The sequence below is a fragment of the Streptomyces sp. RP5T genome, from assembly GCF_003933965.1.
Classification (GTDB): Bacteria; Actinomycetota; Actinomycetes; order Streptomycetales; family Streptomycetaceae; genus Streptomyces.
The window spans coordinates 1-14,611 of record NZ_RSAJ01000183.1 but is presented as its reverse complement, the minus strand read 5'-3'; the positions used below and the strand labels follow the sequence as shown (position 1 = coordinate 14,611).

Annotated in this window: 11 protein-coding genes and 1 pseudogene; 9 read left to right on the top strand and 3 right to left on the bottom strand. The window is 69.8% G+C overall.

Annotated features, from left to right (window positions below; all coding sequences use genetic code 11):
• Window positions 1–210 precede the first annotated feature (210 nt).
• Both EHS43_RS20245 and EHS43_RS20240 read right to left on the bottom strand, forming a co-directional pair.
• On the bottom strand, window positions 211–1,086 hold the full coding sequence (locus EHS43_RS20245; RefSeq protein WP_125192179.1) for a phosphatase PAP2 family protein: 876 nt from the start codon (window positions 1,084–1,086) through the stop codon (window positions 211–213).
• Between the two features lie 95 nt (window positions 1,087–1,181).
• Window positions 1,182–2,252, bottom strand: a complete 1,071-nt coding sequence (locus tag EHS43_RS20240; RefSeq protein WP_125192178.1) for a LacI family DNA-binding transcriptional regulator — start codon at window positions 2,250–2,252, stop codon at window positions 1,182–1,184.
• Window positions 2,253–2,613: 361 nt separating this feature from the next.
• Between EHS43_RS20240 and EHS43_RS20235 the strand changes: the two genes are divergently transcribed.
• The 6 genes from EHS43_RS20235 to EHS43_RS20210 all read left to right on the top strand — a co-directional run bounded on the left by EHS43_RS20235 (window position 2,614) and on the right by EHS43_RS20210 (window position 11,206).
• On the top strand, window positions 2,614–3,882 hold the full coding sequence (locus EHS43_RS20235) for an extracellular solute-binding protein (RefSeq protein ID WP_125192177.1): 1,269 nt from the start codon (window positions 2,614–2,616) through the stop codon (window positions 3,880–3,882).
• A 133-nt stretch (window positions 3,883–4,015) separates the two neighbouring features.
• Window positions 4,016–5,020 carry a carbohydrate ABC transporter permease gene (locus EHS43_RS20230; RefSeq protein WP_125192176.1) on the top strand — a complete coding sequence of 335 codons (1,005 nt, stop codon included), beginning with the start codon at window positions 4,016–4,018 and terminating at the stop codon, window positions 5,018–5,020.
• 13 nt (window positions 5,021–5,033) lie between these two features.
• Window positions 5,034–5,942, top strand: coding sequence for a sugar ABC transporter permease (locus EHS43_RS20225; RefSeq protein ID WP_125192175.1), 909 nt, complete (start codon window positions 5,034–5,036; stop codon window positions 5,940–5,942).
• Between the two features lie 94 nt (window positions 5,943–6,036).
• Window positions 6,037–7,737, top strand: a complete 1,701-nt coding sequence (locus EHS43_RS20220; protein ID WP_185806325.1) for an alpha-amylase family glycosyl hydrolase — start codon at window positions 6,037–6,039, stop codon at window positions 7,735–7,737.
• A gap of 22 nt (window positions 7,738–7,759) precedes the next feature.
• Window positions 7,760–8,974, top strand: a complete 1,215-nt coding sequence (locus tag EHS43_RS20215) for an acetyl-CoA C-acetyltransferase (protein ID WP_125192174.1) — start codon at window positions 7,760–7,762, stop codon at window positions 8,972–8,974.
• A gap of 42 nt (window positions 8,975–9,016) precedes the next feature.
• On the top strand, window positions 9,017–11,206 hold the full coding sequence (locus EHS43_RS20210; protein WP_125192173.1) for a 3-hydroxyacyl-CoA dehydrogenase NAD-binding domain-containing protein: 2,190 nt from the start codon (window positions 9,017–9,019) through the stop codon (window positions 11,204–11,206).
• Between the two features lie 67 nt (window positions 11,207–11,273).
• Here the strand turns inward: EHS43_RS20210 and EHS43_RS20205 are convergent, their stop codons facing one another.
• Window positions 11,274–12,011 (bottom strand): MerR family transcriptional regulator, encoded by a 738-nt coding sequence (locus EHS43_RS20205; protein WP_185806324.1) that lies wholly within the window; start codon window positions 12,009–12,011, stop codon window positions 11,274–11,276.
• A gap of 219 nt (window positions 12,012–12,230) precedes the next feature.
• Between EHS43_RS20205 and EHS43_RS20200 the strand changes: the two genes are divergently transcribed.
• The 3 genes and pseudogenes from EHS43_RS20200 to EHS43_RS20190 all read left to right on the top strand — a co-directional run.
• Window positions 12,231–13,697: an amino acid permease gene (locus EHS43_RS20200; protein ID WP_125192171.1), complete on the top strand. Its 1,467-nt coding sequence runs from the start codon at window positions 12,231–12,233 to the stop codon at window positions 13,695–13,697.
• Window positions 13,698–13,737: 40 nt separating this feature from the next.
• Window positions 13,738–14,220, top strand: a complete 483-nt coding sequence (locus tag EHS43_RS20195) for a macro domain-containing protein (RefSeq protein WP_125192170.1) — start codon at window positions 13,738–13,740, stop codon at window positions 14,218–14,220.
• Window position 14,221: 1 nt separating this feature from the next.
• A pseudogene (locus EHS43_RS20190) lies at window positions 14,222–14,611 on the top strand (adenosine kinase); the annotation flags it as partial.

Below are 14,611 nucleotides of genomic sequence, written 5' to 3'. Positions count from 1 at the left end.
GGGGACATGCTGGACGACTACCGGCGGACGGCCCGGCGGGCCCGGGGCGTGGTGGACGAGCTGTTCTACGGGGGGTAGGGCGCCCCACCCGGCAGCGACAGGACGCTCCCGCCGGCCGGCCCGCCTCCGGTGACGGCAGCACCTGGCACGGGCCCGGCACTGCCGGCGGCTGACCCTCCGCCGAGCGGCGCGCGCCCGGCAGCGGGCCGGCTACGGCCCGGTGTGCAGCTGGGCGTTCTCGTCCGGTGCGCCCTTCGGCGGGGTGTCCGGCACCCGCGGCAACGCGTGCGGGAGCGTCCCGTACCAGAGCGAGGCCACCATGTAGCCGAACATCAGGCACAGGAGGCCGCCGACCGCGTCGAGCCAGAAGTGGTTGGCCGTGGCCACGATGACCACGAGCGTCGCCGCCGGATAGACCAGCCCCAGGACGCGCACCCACGGCACCGACGCCAGCGCGAAGATCGTCAGACCGCACCACAGGGACCAGCCGATGTGCATGGACGGCATCGCGGCGTACTGGTTGGACACGTGTTTCAGGTCGCCGGAGGCCATCGAGCCCCAGGTCTGGTGGACCATGACGGTGTCGACGAAGTCGCCGCCGGTCATCAGCCGCGGGGGCGCGAGCGGATACAGGTAGTAGCCGACCAGGGCCACGCCCGTCGTCGCGAAGAGCACCAGGCGCGTGGCGGCGTAGCGGCCGGGATGGCTGCGGTAGAGCCAGACCAGGACGCCCAGCGTCACCAGGAAGTGCAGGGTCGCGTAGTAGTAGTTCATCCCGACGACGAGCCAAGTCACCGAGTTGACCGCGTGGTTGACGGAGTCCTCGATCGCCGTGCCGAGGTGCTGCTCCGTCCGCCAGATCCAGTCGGCGTTGCGCAGCGCCTCCGCCTTCTGCTCCGGCACCGCGTTGCGGATCAGCGAGTACGTCCAGTAACTCACCGCGATCAGCAGGATCTCGAACCACAGCCGGGGCCTGCGCGGGGTGCGCAGCCGGCGGAGGAGACCCGGGCGGTCCGCGGCCGTGGGGGAGTCCGGAGCGGCCGCGTTCCCACGGTCTTCCAGACTGGTCACGGTCGAGTCACCCATAGACACAAAGTCTGCCAGAAATGCCTTACCCCACCGATCATCCCGCGGTCGGGTCCGGGACGCATGTCCTACGACGGGAAGAGTGGCCCGTTCTCCTACCGGCGCACGGCGGAGGGGCCGGTCTCTCCACCCTGCGGGCGACCGCGTTCCCCAGGGGCCGAGGCCGTCGAACCCCGGACCACCAGCTCCGGCATGAACACGAACTCGCTGTGCGGCGCGGGCGTTCCGCCGATCTCCTCCAGCAGGGTCCGCACCGCGGCCTGTCCCATCGCCGGCACCGGCTTGCGGACCGTCGTCAGCGGCGGGTCGGTGAAGGCGATCAGCGGGGAGTCGTCGAAGCCCACGACCGACACGTCCCGGGGCACCTCAAGACCCCGCTGCCGGGCCGCCCGTATCGCGCCCAGCGCCATCATGTCGCTCGCGCACACGACCGCCGTGCAGTCCCGGTCGATCAGGGCCGTCGCCGCCGCCTGGCCACCCTCCAGGGTGTACAGCGAGTGCTGGACGAGGTCGGCCTCGACGGTCGCCGCGGGCAGCCCGAGCTGGTCCTGCATGGTGCGCACGAAGCCCTCGATCTTGCGCTGGACCGGTACGAAACGCTTCGGTCCGAGCGCCAGCCCGATCCGCGTGTGCCCCAGCGACACGAGATGTGTCACCGCCAGGGCCATCGCCGCGCGGTCGTCGGGGGAGATGAACGGTGCCTGCACCTTCGGCGAGAAACCGTCCACGAGTACGAACGGCACGCCCTGCGCCCGCAACTGCTCGTAGCGCTGCATGTCCGCGGAGGTGTCCGCGTGCAGCCCGGAGACGAAGATGATGCCCGCCACGCCCCGGTCGACGAGCATCTCCGTGAGCTCGTCCTCGGTGGAGCCGCCCGGGGTCTGGGTGGCGAGCACCGGGGTGTAGCCCTGCCGGGTCAGCGCCTGGCCGATCACCTGCGCCAGGGCCGGGAATATCGGGTTCTCCAGCTCCGGGGTGATCAGGCCCACCAGGCCCTCGCTGCGCTGCCGCAGCCGTACCGGGCGCTCGTACCCCAGCACGTCGAGTGCGGCCAGCACGGACTGACGGGTGGTGGCGGCGACGCCCGGCTTCCCGTTGAGGACGCGGCTGACGGTCGCTTCGCTCACCCCCGCCTGAGCAGCGATGTCGGCTAGCCGTGTGGTCACGGCACCGGACTGTACCGGCCGTATCGTCATCGCGGTCCCTCTGTTCTGGTCGGCGCCCCTTGTCCCGCAAGGGGATGATTCCCGTCCGGGAGGGGGATGGCAAGAGCTTGCAGAGTCTTGCACAACCCGTGGTCGTCCCGCTCAGCCCCGTAAAACAAGGGTCTCGCGTCGGTCGACAAGGGATCACGACGGGGTAACTTCCGCAGTGTCTTGCACTTTTTTTCTGCAAGGTCTTTCGCAAGCCTTGCATCGCTGTTACGTTCCCACTCGCCCGGCCGCCGCAACGGCGCAGTCGGCAGGCAGGAACGGCAGACGGGGCCGTCACCTGCACCACACGGGCTTTCACCCTCAAGGAGAACTCATGCGGCGTGGCATAGCGGCCACCGCGCTGGTGGCGTCTTTCGCCCTCGCGGCGACGGCCTGCGGCGGAAGTGACAGCGGCGACAAGGCCGACGGTCCGGTCACCATCACCTGGTGGGACACCTCCAACGCCACCAATGAGGCGCCGACGTACAAGGCCCTGATCAAGGACTTCGAGGCCGCCAACAAGAGCATCAAGGTCAAGTACGTCAACGTCCAGTTCGACCAGGCGCAGAACAAGTTCGACACCGCCGCCGGCGCGAGCGGCGCCCCCGACGTGCTGCGCTCGGAGGTCGGCTGGACCCCTGCCTTCGCCAAGAAGGGCTACTTCCTGCCCCTCGACGGCACCGAGGCCCTCGCCGACCAGGCCAAGTTCAAGTCCAACCTGATCGAGCAGGCCAAGTACGACGGCAAGACCTACGGCGTGCCGCTGGTCACCGACACCCTCGCGCTGGTCTACAACAAGCAGCTCTTCGAGAAGGCCGGCGTCGAGGCCCCCAAGACCTGGGACGAGCTGAAGACCGCCGCCGCCACCATCAAGGCGAAGACCGGCGTCGACGGCTACTGGGGCTCCACCCAGGCCTACTACGCGCAGACCTTCCTCTACGGCGAGGGCACCGACACCGTCGACGCCTCCGCCAAGAAGATCACCGTGAACTCGGCCGCCGCCAAGAAGGGCTACGGCACCTGGCTGAGCCTCTTCTCCGGCAAGGGCCTGCACAAGGCCGACACCACCGCCGACGCCTACGCCCACATCCAGGACGCGTTCGTCAACGGCAAGGTGGCCGCGATCATCCAGGGCCCGTGGGAGATCACCAACTTCTACAAGGGCTCCGCGTTCGCGGACAAGGCCAACCTCGGCATCGCCACCGTCCCGGGCGGCTCCGCCGGCAAGGCGGGCGCCCCGACCGGCGGCCACAACCTCTCGGTCTACGCCGGCTCGGACGCCGCGCACCAGAAGGCCGCGCTGAAGTTCGTCAACTTCATGACCTCCGCGAAGTCCCAGTCGACCATCGCGCTGAAGAACTCCACGCTGCCCACCCGCGACGACGCCTACACCGACCAGGTCAAGGCCGACCCGGGCATCGCCGGCTACCAGACCGTGCTCGCCGCCGCCCAGCCGCGCCCGGCCCTGCCCGAGTACAGCTCCCTGTGGGGCCCGCTGGACACCGAGCTGCCCAAGGTCGCGGGCGGCAAGGAGTCCCTGGACAAGGGCCTGAGCAACGCGGAGACCGCCATCGCCAAGCTGGTGCCGGACTTCAGCAAGTGAGTCCGCGTGGCCGCCGGACCTCCCGGTCATGGGGGGAGAGATCCGGCGGCCACCGGCCTGTGCCGGCCCCGCCCGCGGGGCCGCGTCGCCCAGCCACTTCTCAGAGCCGCAGAACTTCCAGAAGGTGTCGAACATGACAGTCGCCATCGACCGCGCCACCGGCAAACGCCACGGTGACCGCGCGCCACGGCCCGGGCTGGGCCAACGCCTGAAGCACAGCTACCACAAACACTGGTACGCCTACGCGATGATCGCCCCGGTGGCGGTCGTCCTCGGCGTCCTCGTGCTGTACCCCCTGGTCTACGGCGTCTACCTCACGCTCACCGACGCCACCAGCCTCAACACGGCCCGCACGATCGGCGTCAACCACATCGACGCCACCTACAAGTTCATCGGCCTGGACAACTACGCCGACATCCTGTGGGGCGACACCGCCTACGACCGCTTCTGGTCGCACTTCATCTGGACGATCGTCTGGACGGCCCTGTGCGTCGCGCTGCACTACTGCATAGGGCTCGGCCTCGCGCTGCTGCTCAACCAGAAGCTGCGCGGGCGCACCCTGTACCGGCTGATCCTGGTGCTGCCCTGGGCCGTGCCGACCTTCGTCACCGTCTTCGGCTGGCGGTTCATGCTCGCCGACGGCGGCATCATCAACAGCGCCCTGGACGCGCTGCACCTGCCGAGCCCGTCCTGGCTGGAGGACACCTTCTGGCAGCGCTTCGCCGCGATCATGGTCAACACCTGGTGCGGAGTGCCGTTCATGATGGTCTCGCTGCTCGGCGGACTCCAGTCCATCGACGCCTCCCTGTACGAGGCCGCCGAGATGGACGGCGCGAGCGCCTGGCAGCGCTTCCGGTACGTCACCCTGCCGGGACTCAGAAGCGTCAGCTCCACGGTGGTCCTGCTCGGCATCATCTGGACGTTCAACCAGTTCGCGGTGATCTTCCTGCTGTTCGGCAACACCGCCCCGGACGCGCAGATCCTCGTCACCTGGGCCTACTACCTCGGCTTCGGACAGCAGCCACGTGACTTCGCGCAGTCGGCCGCGTACGGCATCCTGCTGCTGGCCATCCTGATCGTCTTCACCTCCTTCTACCGCCGCTGGCTGAACCGCAATGACCAGCAGCTCGCGATCTGAGGCAGGAGCTCCCATGAGTACGACCACAGTCGAGACCGCCGCCGCGGCGCCCGAGGCCCGCACCGCACCGGCGCCCCGCCGGCTCCGCCGCCGCGGTGAGCAGAGCCTCGCCGGCTCCTTCGCCTCGCACGGCATCCTGATCGTCGCGAGCCTCATCGCGCTCTTCCCGATCACCTGGCTGGTCTTCCTGTCCCTCGGCCCGGACAAGGACGACTACCTCCACCCGGGCGGCATCTGGAAGAAGATGACGTTCGACAACTACTCGTTCGTCCTCCAGCACACCGAGTTCTTCAGCTGGCTCAAGAGCTCGCTGATCGTCTCGCTCGGCACCACGGTGATCGGCGTGCTGATCGCCGCCACCACCGGGTACGCCGTGTCCCGGATGCGCTTTCCGGGTTACCGCAAGTTCATGTGGGTGCTCCTGGTCACCCAGATGTTCCCGGTGGCCGTCCTCATGGTGCCGATGTACCAGATGCTCTCGGACCTGAAGCTCGTCGACAGCTACCTTGGGCTCATCCTCGTGTACTGCACCACGGCGGTGCCGTACTGCGCCTGGCTGCTCAAGGGGTACTTCGACACCATCCCCTTCGAGATCGACGAGGCCGGACGCGTCGACGGGCTGACCCCCTTCGGCACGTTCGCGCGGCTGATCCTGCCGCTCGCCAAGCCCGGTCTCGCGGTCGCCGCGTTCTACAGCTTCCTCACCGCCTTCGGTGAGGTCGCGTTCGCCTCGACGTTCATGCTGTCCGACACCAAGTACACCTTCGCCGTCGGCCTGCAGAGCTTCGTCAGCGAGCACGACGCCCAGCGGAACCTGATGGCCGCGACGGCGGTGCTGATCGCGATACCCGTGTCGGTGTTCTTCTACCTGGTGCAGAAGAACCTCGTCACCGGTCTGACCGCCGGCGGCACGAAGGGCTAGCCCGCCGCAGCACACCAGACCCGAGGCGGCCGCAGTGTCCATCCGACCCCGCTGTCACCGCGGCCGCCTCGTCATCCTCCCTGCCTTTGACCTGATGAACCCGTTACCTCTCAAGGACGCCATGAGCCAGCAGCACTCCGCCCTCGCCCCGGCCCCCCACTCCGCCGAAGCCAAGCGCAGCGACTGGTGGCGGGACGCGGTGATCTACCAGGTCTATCCGCGCAGCTTCGCCGACAGCAACGGCGACGGCATGGGCGACCTGGAGGGCATCCGCACCCGACTGCCCTACCTGCGCGACCTCGGCGTGGACGCCGTGTGGCTCAGCCCCTTCTACGCCTCCCCGCAGGCCGACGCCGGCTACGACGTCGCCGACTACCGGGCCGTGGACCCCATGTTCGGCAACCTCCTGGACGCCGACGCGCTGATCAGGGACGCCCGCGAGCTGGGGCTCAGGATCATCGTCGACCTGGTGCCCAACCACTCCTCCGACCAGCACGAGTGGTTCAAGCGCGCGGTCGCCGAGGGGCCCGGATCGCCGCTGAGGGAGCGCTACCACTTCCGCCCCGGCAAGGGTGAGAACGGCGAACTGCCGCCCAACGACTGGGAGTCCATCTTCGGCGGCCCCGCCTGGACCCGCGTCGAGGACGGGGAGTGGTACCTGCACCTCTTCGCCCCCGAGCACGACGCGTTCCGCGAGACCGTGCGCGCCTTCCTGGCCAGGGAGGTCCTGCCGCACTACGCGCAGTGGGAGAAGGACGGCATCGTCTCCCGCGAGGCCTGGCGGGCGGCCGGAAAGCAGGGCCTGCTCGGACTCGCCGTGCCCGAGGAGTTCGGGGGCGGCGGCACGGCCGACTTCCGCTACGCCACCGTCCTCGCCGAGGAGTTCACGCGCGCGGGTGCTCCCGGACTCGCCCTGGGCCTGCACAACGACGTCATCGGCCCGTACCTCACCGGCCTCGCCACCGAGGAGCAGAAGCGTCGCTGGCTGCCCGGCTTCTGCGACGGCTCGCTGGTCACCGCCATTGCCATGACCGAGCCCGGCGCGGGCTCCGACCTCCAGGGCATCCGCACGCACGCGGAGGACCGCGGCGACCACTGGCTGCTGAACGGCTCCAAGACCTTCATCTCCAACGGGATCATCGCCGACCTGGTGATCGTCGTCGCGAGGACCACCCCCGAGGGCGGGGCCCGCGGACTGTCCCTGCTCGTCGTCGAGCGCGGGATGAAAGGCTTCGAGCGTGGCCGCAACCTCGACAAGATCGGCCAGAAGGCCCAGGACACGGCCGAGCTGTTCTTCCACGACGTGCGCGTGCCCAAGGAGAACCTCCTGGGGGAGCACAACGGCGCCTTCGGGCACCTGATGACCAACCTCGCCCAGGAGCGCCTGAGCATCGCCGTCTCCGCGATCGCCGCCGCCGAGCACCTCCTGGAGATCACCACCGAGTACGTCAAGGAGCGCGAGGCCTTCGGCCGGCCGCTCGCCACCAAGCAGCACATCCGCTTCGAGATAGCCGAGATGGCCACCGAGTGCGCGGTCACCCGGACCTTCGTCGACCGCTGCGTCGAGGACCACTGCGACGGGGGACTGGACGCCGTCCACGCCTCCATGGCCAAGTGGTGGGCGACCGAGCTCCAGAAGCGGGTCGCGGACCGCTGCCTGCAACTGCACGGCGGCTACGGCTACATGAGCGAGTACCCGGTCGCGCGGGCCTTCACCGACGGCCGGATCCAGACCATCTACGGCGGTACGACCGAGATCATGAAAGAGATCATCGGCCGTTCCCTGCTGAGCTGACCCTCATTTGAAAGGCTTCCTCGTGAGCACCGAAGCGTACGTGTACGACGCGATCCGCACCCCGCGCGGCCGCGGCAAGGCGAACGGCGCCCTGCACGGCACCAAGCCCATCGACCTGGTCGTCGGCCTCATCCACGAGCTCCGCGCCCGCTTCCCGGAGCTGGACCCGGCGGCTGTCGACGACATCGTGCTCGGCGTCGTCGGCCCGGTCGGCGACCAGGGCTCCGACATCGCCCGGATCGCCGCGATCGCCGCGGGCCTGCCGGACACGGTCGCCGGCGTGCAGGAGAACCGCTTCTGTGCCTCGGGCCTGGAGGCGGTCAACATGGCCGCCGCCAAAGTCCGTTCGGGCTGGGAGGACCTGATCCTCGCCGGCGGTGTCGAGTCGATGTCCCGGGTGCCGATGGCCTCCGACGGCGGCGCCTGGTTCAACGACCCGATGACCAACCTCGCCGTCAACTTCGTGCCCCAGGGCATCGGCGCCGACCTGATCGCCACGATCGAGGGCTTCTCGCGCCGTGACGTCGACGAGTACGCCGCGCTGAGCCAGGAGCGGGCCGCCACGGCCTGGAAGGAGGGCCGTTTCGACCGCTCCGTCGTCCCGGTGAAGGACCGCGCGGGACTGACCGTCCTCGACCACGACGAGCACCTGCGGCCCGGCACCACCGCCGACTCCCTCGGCAAGCTCAAGCCGTCCTTCGCCGACATCGGCGACCTGGGCGGCTTCGACGCGGTGGCGCTGCAGAAGTACCACTGGGTCGAGAAGATCGACCACGTCCACCACGCGGGCAACTCCTCCGGCATCGTGGACGGCGCCTCGCTGGTCGCGATCGGCTCCAGGGAGGTGGGGGAGCGCTACGGCCTCACCCCGCGCGCGCGGATCGTCTCCGCGGCCGTCTCCGGCTCCGAGCCCACCATCATGCTCACCGGTCCCGCGCCCGCCACCCGCAAGGCGCTCGCCAAGGCCGGCCTGACCATCGACGACATCGACCTCGTCGAGATCAACGAGGCCTTCGCGGCGGTCGTCCTGCGCTTCGTGAAGGACATGGGCCTCTCCCTGGACAAGGTCAACGTCAACGGCGGCGCGATCGCGCTCGGCCACCCGCTCGGCGCGACCGGCGCGATCATCCTGGGCAGCCTGATCGACGAACTGGAGCGCCAGGACAAGCGGTACGGCCTCGCGACCCTCTGTGTCGGCGGCGGCATGGGCATCGCCACCGTCGTCGAGCGCATCTGACCCCCTCCCACGGATACGACGGATCACACGGAGCACTTCCACATGAGCACTCAGTCCACGACCATCCGCTGGGAACAGGACCGCACGGGCGTCGTCACCCTCGTCATCGACGACCCCGACCAGTCCGCCAACACCATGAACCAGGCGTTCCGCGACTCCCTCGCGGTGATCACCGACCGCCTGGAGGCCGAGAAGGACACCATCCGCGGTGTCATCATCACCTCCGCCAAGAAGACCTTCTTCGCCGGCGGCGACCTGCGCGACCTGATCCGGGTCACCCCCGAGACCGCGCAGGAGCTCTTCGACGGCGGCCTCGCGATCAAGCGCAACCTGCGCCGCATCGAGACCCTCGGCAAGCCGGTCGTCGCCGCCATCAACGGCGCGGCCCTGGGCGGCGGTTACGAGATCGCCCTGGCCTGCCACCACCGCATCGCCCTCGACGCGCCCGGCTCCAAGATCGGCTGCCCCGAGGTCACGCTGGGCCTGCTCCCCGGCGGCGGCGGAGTCGTCCGTACGGTCCGCATGCTCGGCATCGCCGACGCGCTGCTGAAGGTCCTGCTCCAGGGCACCCAGTACGCCCCGCAACATGCCCTCCGGAACGGCCTGGTCGACGACGTCGCCGCCACCCAGGACGAACTCCTCGCCAAGGCCCGCGCGTTCATCGAGGCCAACCCCGAGTCCCAGCAGCCCTGGGACAAGCCCGGCTACCGCATCCCCGGCGGCACGCCCGCCAACCCGAAGTTCGCGGCCAACCTGCCCGCCTTCCCGGCGAGCCTGCGCAAGCAGACCAACGGCGCGCCCTACCCCGCCCCGCGCAACATCCTCGCGGCCGCCGTCGAAGGCGCCCAGGTCGACTTCGAGACCGCGCAGGTCATCGAGGCGCGCTACTTCGTCGAGCTGGCCGCCGGCCAGACCTCGAAGAACATGATCCAGGCGTTCTTCTTCGACCTCCAGGCGGTGAACTCCGGCGCCAACCGCCCCAAGGCCGTGGCACCCCGTCAGGTCCGCAGGGTGGCCGTGCTCGGCGCCGGGATGATGGGCGCGGGCATCGCGTACTCGTGCGCCCGCGCGGGCATCGACGTGGTCCTCAAGGACGTGTCCCCGCAGGCGGCGGCCAAGGGCAAGGCGTACTCGGAGAAGCTCTGCGCGAAGGCGGTCTCCCGGGGCCGTACGACGCAGGAGAAGGCGGACGCGCTCCTGGCCCGCATCACCCCGACGGCCGACCCCCAGGACCTCGCCGGCTGCGACGCCGTCATCGAGGCGGTCTTCGAGGACACGGCGCTCAAGCACAAGGTCTTCCAGGAGATCCAGCACATCGTCGAGCCGGACGCGCTGCTGTGCTCCAACACCTCGACCCTGCCGATCACCGCGCTCGCCGAGGGTGTGGAGCGGCAGGACGACTTCATCGGCCTGCACTTCTTCTCACCGGTCGACAAGATGCCCCTGGTCGAGATCATCAAGGGCGAACGCACGGGCGAGGAGGCCCTCGCGAGGGCCTTCGACCTGGTCCGGCAGATCAGGAAGACCCCGATCGTCGTCAACGACTCCCGCGGCTTCTTCACCTCCCGCGTGATCGGCCACTTCCTCAACGAGGGCGTCGCGATGGTCGGCGAGGGCATCGAGCCCGCATCGATCGAGCAGGCGGCGGCGCAGGCGGGTTACCCCGCCAAGGTCCTCTCCCTGATGGACGAGCTGACGCTGACGCTCCCGCGCAAGATCCGCAAGGAGACCCGGCAGGCGGTGGAGGAGGCGGGCGGCACCTGGACGCCCCACCCCGCCGAGGCGGTCATCGACCGCATGGTCGACGAGTTCGGCCGCACCGGCCGCAGCGGGGGCGGCGGCTTCTACGACTACGGCGAGGACGGCAAGCGCGTCGCCCTCTGGCCGGGCCTGCGCGAGCACTTCACCCGACCGGGCTCGGAGAACCCCGAGAGCGTGTCCTTCAAGGACATGCAGGAACGCATGCTGTTCTCCGAGGCCCTCGACACCGTCAGGCTCCTGGAGGAAGGCGTCCTGACCTCGGTCGCCGACGCCAACATCGGCTCGATCTTCGGCATCGGCTTCCCGGGCTGGACCGGCGGGGTCCTCCAGTACATCAACGGCTACGAGGGAGGCCTGCCGGGCTTCGTGGCACGCGCGCGTGAACTGGCTGGCCGGTACGGGGAGCGCTTCACGCCTCCGGCACTGCTGGTCGAGAAGGCGGAGAACGGGAGCCGTTTCACGGACGAGTGAGCCGGACGCGTCACGAACGCCGGGCGGGGTGACAACGGCCCGTCCGGCGTTCGGGGCGGTGCGGTGATCAGGGCTCCCGCACCGGTGAGGACTCCCCGCCCACCTCCGACGTCCACTGGCGCAGCTCCTCCTTCAGGGACCGCTGGAAGGTCGTCAACAGGGCCTGCACGACCAGGGGTTCCATGTGCGCGGACAGCGACTTCACGTCCTGCGCGGCACGCTGGGCCACCTCGCCCCGGAACAGCTGCGACAACTCGTGCGCGGCGGCCCGGGAGTGCTCGATGAGCACCTTCCGCGAGGCGAGGATCGCCTCCTGCGACAGCGGCACGTCGAGCAGCGCGACGCCGAGCCGGAGCAGGCCCAGGTCGACGCGGTAGCCGTCACCGTCCCGCCGTACGACGTCCATCGCGGCGAGCCGCTCCAGGTCGTCGTCGCTCAGCGCCCGCCCCGCCCGCCGCCCGAGCTCCCCGCGCGTCACCCGCTCCACGACGTCCGGGGCCCAGGAGGCCACCACGGCCCGGTGGATCGCGAGTTCGCGGGCGCTCAGGCCGGCCGGCAGCTGCTGCACGTACCGCTCGATCGCCGCCAGCGTCATCCCCTGGTGCTGGAGCTCCTCGATCAGCGCGAGACGCGCGAGGTGCTCACGGCCGTAGTGACCGACCCGGCGCGGACCGATCACCGGCGGCGGCAGCAGCCCGCGCGTGCCGTAGAAGCGGACCGTGCGGACCGTGACGCCCGCCCGCGCGGCCAGCTCGTCGACGGTGAAGGTCTGCTCCTCGGCACCGGGGGAGGGGTCGGTCGTCATGTGCAGCAGTATCGCTGTCCCACCACTGCTGCAACACCCGGTCGGCGGCCCCTTTCCGATCATGTGGGACGCCTCCCGCTGTGACGGCCGCCACCGCGTGCGCGGCGCTCTCCGGGGAAGGCGGCCCCTTGGCCTGGGCCTTTGACCAGGAGGTACGGGCCTACGCCCGCCCGGAGACCCGACGAGACCCGCCGGGGCGCACCAGAGAGTGGAACCACTGTGAGCAAGGACGCCGTGCAATCGGCACAGGCCGCCGCCCGCACCGACGTGGCCCAGGTGCCCGCCGACGCGGGCGACGCCGGCTACAGCAAGGACCTCAAGGCCCGCCACGTCAACATGATCGCCATTGGCGGCGCGATCGGTACCGGCCTCTTCCTGGGCGCCGGCGGACGCCTCCACACCGCGGGCCCGGCGCTGGCGCTCGCCTATCTGGTGTGCGGCGTGTTCGCCTTCTTCGTCGTCCGGGCCCTCGGCGAACTGGTCCTGTACCGCCCCTCCTCGGGCTCCTTCGTGTCGTACGCGCGCGAGTTCCTCGGCGAGAAGGGCGCGTACGTGGCCGGCTGGATGTACTTCCTGAACTGGTCGACGACCGGCATCGCCGACATCACCGCGATCGCGCTCTACACGCACTACTGGAGCCTGTTCACCGACATCCCGCAGTGGACGCTCGCCCTGATCGCGCTCGCCGTGGTGCTCGCCGTGAACCTGATCTCGGTGAAGATCTTCGGCGAGATGGAGTTCTGGTTCGCGATCATCAAGGTCGCCACCCTCGTCGGCTTCATGCTGATCGGCGTCTTCCTGCTGGCCACCCGGCACGAGGTGGGCGGCGGCACACCCGGCCCCGGCGTGATCAGCGACAACGGCGGTGTCTTCCCGCACGGCGTGATGCCGGTCGTCCTCGTCATGCAGGGCGTGATCTTCGCGTACGCCGCCCTCGAACTGGTCGGTGTCGCGGCGGGCGAGACCGCGGAACCGGAGAAGGTCGTCCCGCGCGCGGTGAACTCGATCATGTGGCGCGTGGGCCTGTTCTACGTCGGCTCCGTCGTCCTGCTGGCCCTGCTCCTGCCGGGCTCGGTCTACTCGGCCGACCAGAGCCCGTTCGTCACGGTCCTGTCCAGGATCGGGGTCCCGGCGGCCGGTGACGTGATGAACCTGGTCGTCCTGACGGCCGCGATGTCCTCGCTGAACTCGGGCCTGTACTCCACGGGCCGCATCCTGCGCTCGATGGCGACGGCGGGCTCGGCCCCCCGGTTCACGGCCCGGATGAACCGCAGCCAGGTCCCCTACGGCGGTGTCCTGCTCACCTGCGCTGTCTGCGTCCTCGGCGTGGGCCTGAACTACCTCATGCCGAGCCAGGCCTTCGAGATCGTGCTGAACGTCGCCTCCCTCGGCGTCATCAGCACCTGGGTGATCATCATGATCTGCCACCTGGTCTTCGTCCGCCGCGCCCGCTCGGGCCTGGTCACCCGCCCGTCCTTCCGGCTCCCCCTCAGCCCGGTCACCGAGATCACCACGATCGCCTTCCTCCTGGCCTGCCTGGGGATGATGTGGAACGACACCGAGGTCGGCCGCAAGACGCTCCTGCTGATCCCACTGATCGCGGTACTCCTGGTGGCCGGCTGGTTCGGCATCCGCCACCGGGTGCAGCGGACCACGGACCGGGAACCGACCGACCTAACGCGCTGACGAGGGGGCCACTGTCAGTGGCACCCTCTACGGTGGCGTCATGGGGGAGATCACCTACATCCGAGGCGACGCCACCACTCCGTCCGCGAAGGGCGTGAAGCTGATCGCACACGTCTGCAACGACATCGGTGGCTGGGGCAAGGGCTTCGTCGTCGCGGTGTCCCGGCGCTGGCCGGAACCGGAGGCCGCCTACCGGGCCTGGCACCGCGGCCGTGCGTCGAACGACTTCGGGCTGGGCGCCGCGCAGTTCGTGCAGGTCGAGCGGTATGTCTGGGTGGCCAACCTGGTCGGGCAGCGGGGCGTCCGGCGGGGCAGCAACGGCGTCCCGGTCCGCTACGAGGCGATCGACGAGGCCCCGGGGCGACTGGCCGACAAAGCCGTGGAGCTCGGCGCGTCCGTGCACATGCCACGGATAGGGTGTGGACTCGCCGGAGGCAAGTGGTCCCGCATCGAGCCCCTGATCGCAGACAGGCTCCTCACGAGGGACCTCGCGGTCACCGTCTACGACCACGGGGAGGGCTGACATGAGCCACGACATCGACGTGCTCGTGCTGGGCGGGGCCGGGGTGGACACCATCGTGTACGTCCCCGCGCTGCCCCTGCCCTACGCCGACAGCTACATGATCGACTCAGGCATCCGCACCCGCGCCGGACAGACCGGGGACTTCGTCGCCGTGGGCCTCGCAGCCCTCGGCATGACCACCCACCATCTCGACTTCCTCGGCGACGACCCCGAGGGCGACCTCGTCCGCGCCCTGCACCGCGACCGCGGCATCGCGCTCACCGCCGTGCCCCAGCCCGCCGGCACCAAGCGGGCGGTGAACCTCGTCGGCCCCGACGGCAGGCGCCTGTCCCTGTACGACACCAGCCGCGCCCACCCCGACGACCGCCTCCCGCCGCAGACGCTCCGGCCC

Coding starts and splice junctions, on each gene's coding strand:
- EHS43_RS20210 (WP_125192173.1), top strand. CDS start 9,017: ATGAGCACTCAGTCCACGACCATCCGCTGGGAACAGGACCGCACGGGC.
- EHS43_RS20195 (WP_125192170.1), top strand. CDS start 13,738: ATGGGGGAGATCACCTACATCCGAGGCGACGCCACCACTCCGTCCGCG.
- EHS43_RS20205 (WP_185806324.1), bottom strand. CDS start 12,011: ATGACGACCGACCCCTCCCCCGGTGCCGAGGAGCAGACCTTCACCGTC.
- EHS43_RS20230 (WP_125192176.1), top strand. CDS start 4,016: ATGACAGTCGCCATCGACCGCGCCACCGGCAAACGCCACGGTGACCGC.
- EHS43_RS20235 (WP_125192177.1), top strand. CDS start 2,614: ATGCGGCGTGGCATAGCGGCCACCGCGCTGGTGGCGTCTTTCGCCCTC.
- EHS43_RS20225 (WP_125192175.1), top strand. CDS start 5,034: ATGAGTACGACCACAGTCGAGACCGCCGCCGCGGCGCCCGAGGCCCGC.
- EHS43_RS20245 (WP_125192179.1), bottom strand. CDS start 1,086: ATGGGTGACTCGACCGTGACCAGTCTGGAAGACCGTGGGAACGCGGCC.
- EHS43_RS20220 (WP_185806325.1), top strand. CDS start 6,037: ATGAACCCGTTACCTCTCAAGGACGCCATGAGCCAGCAGCACTCCGCC.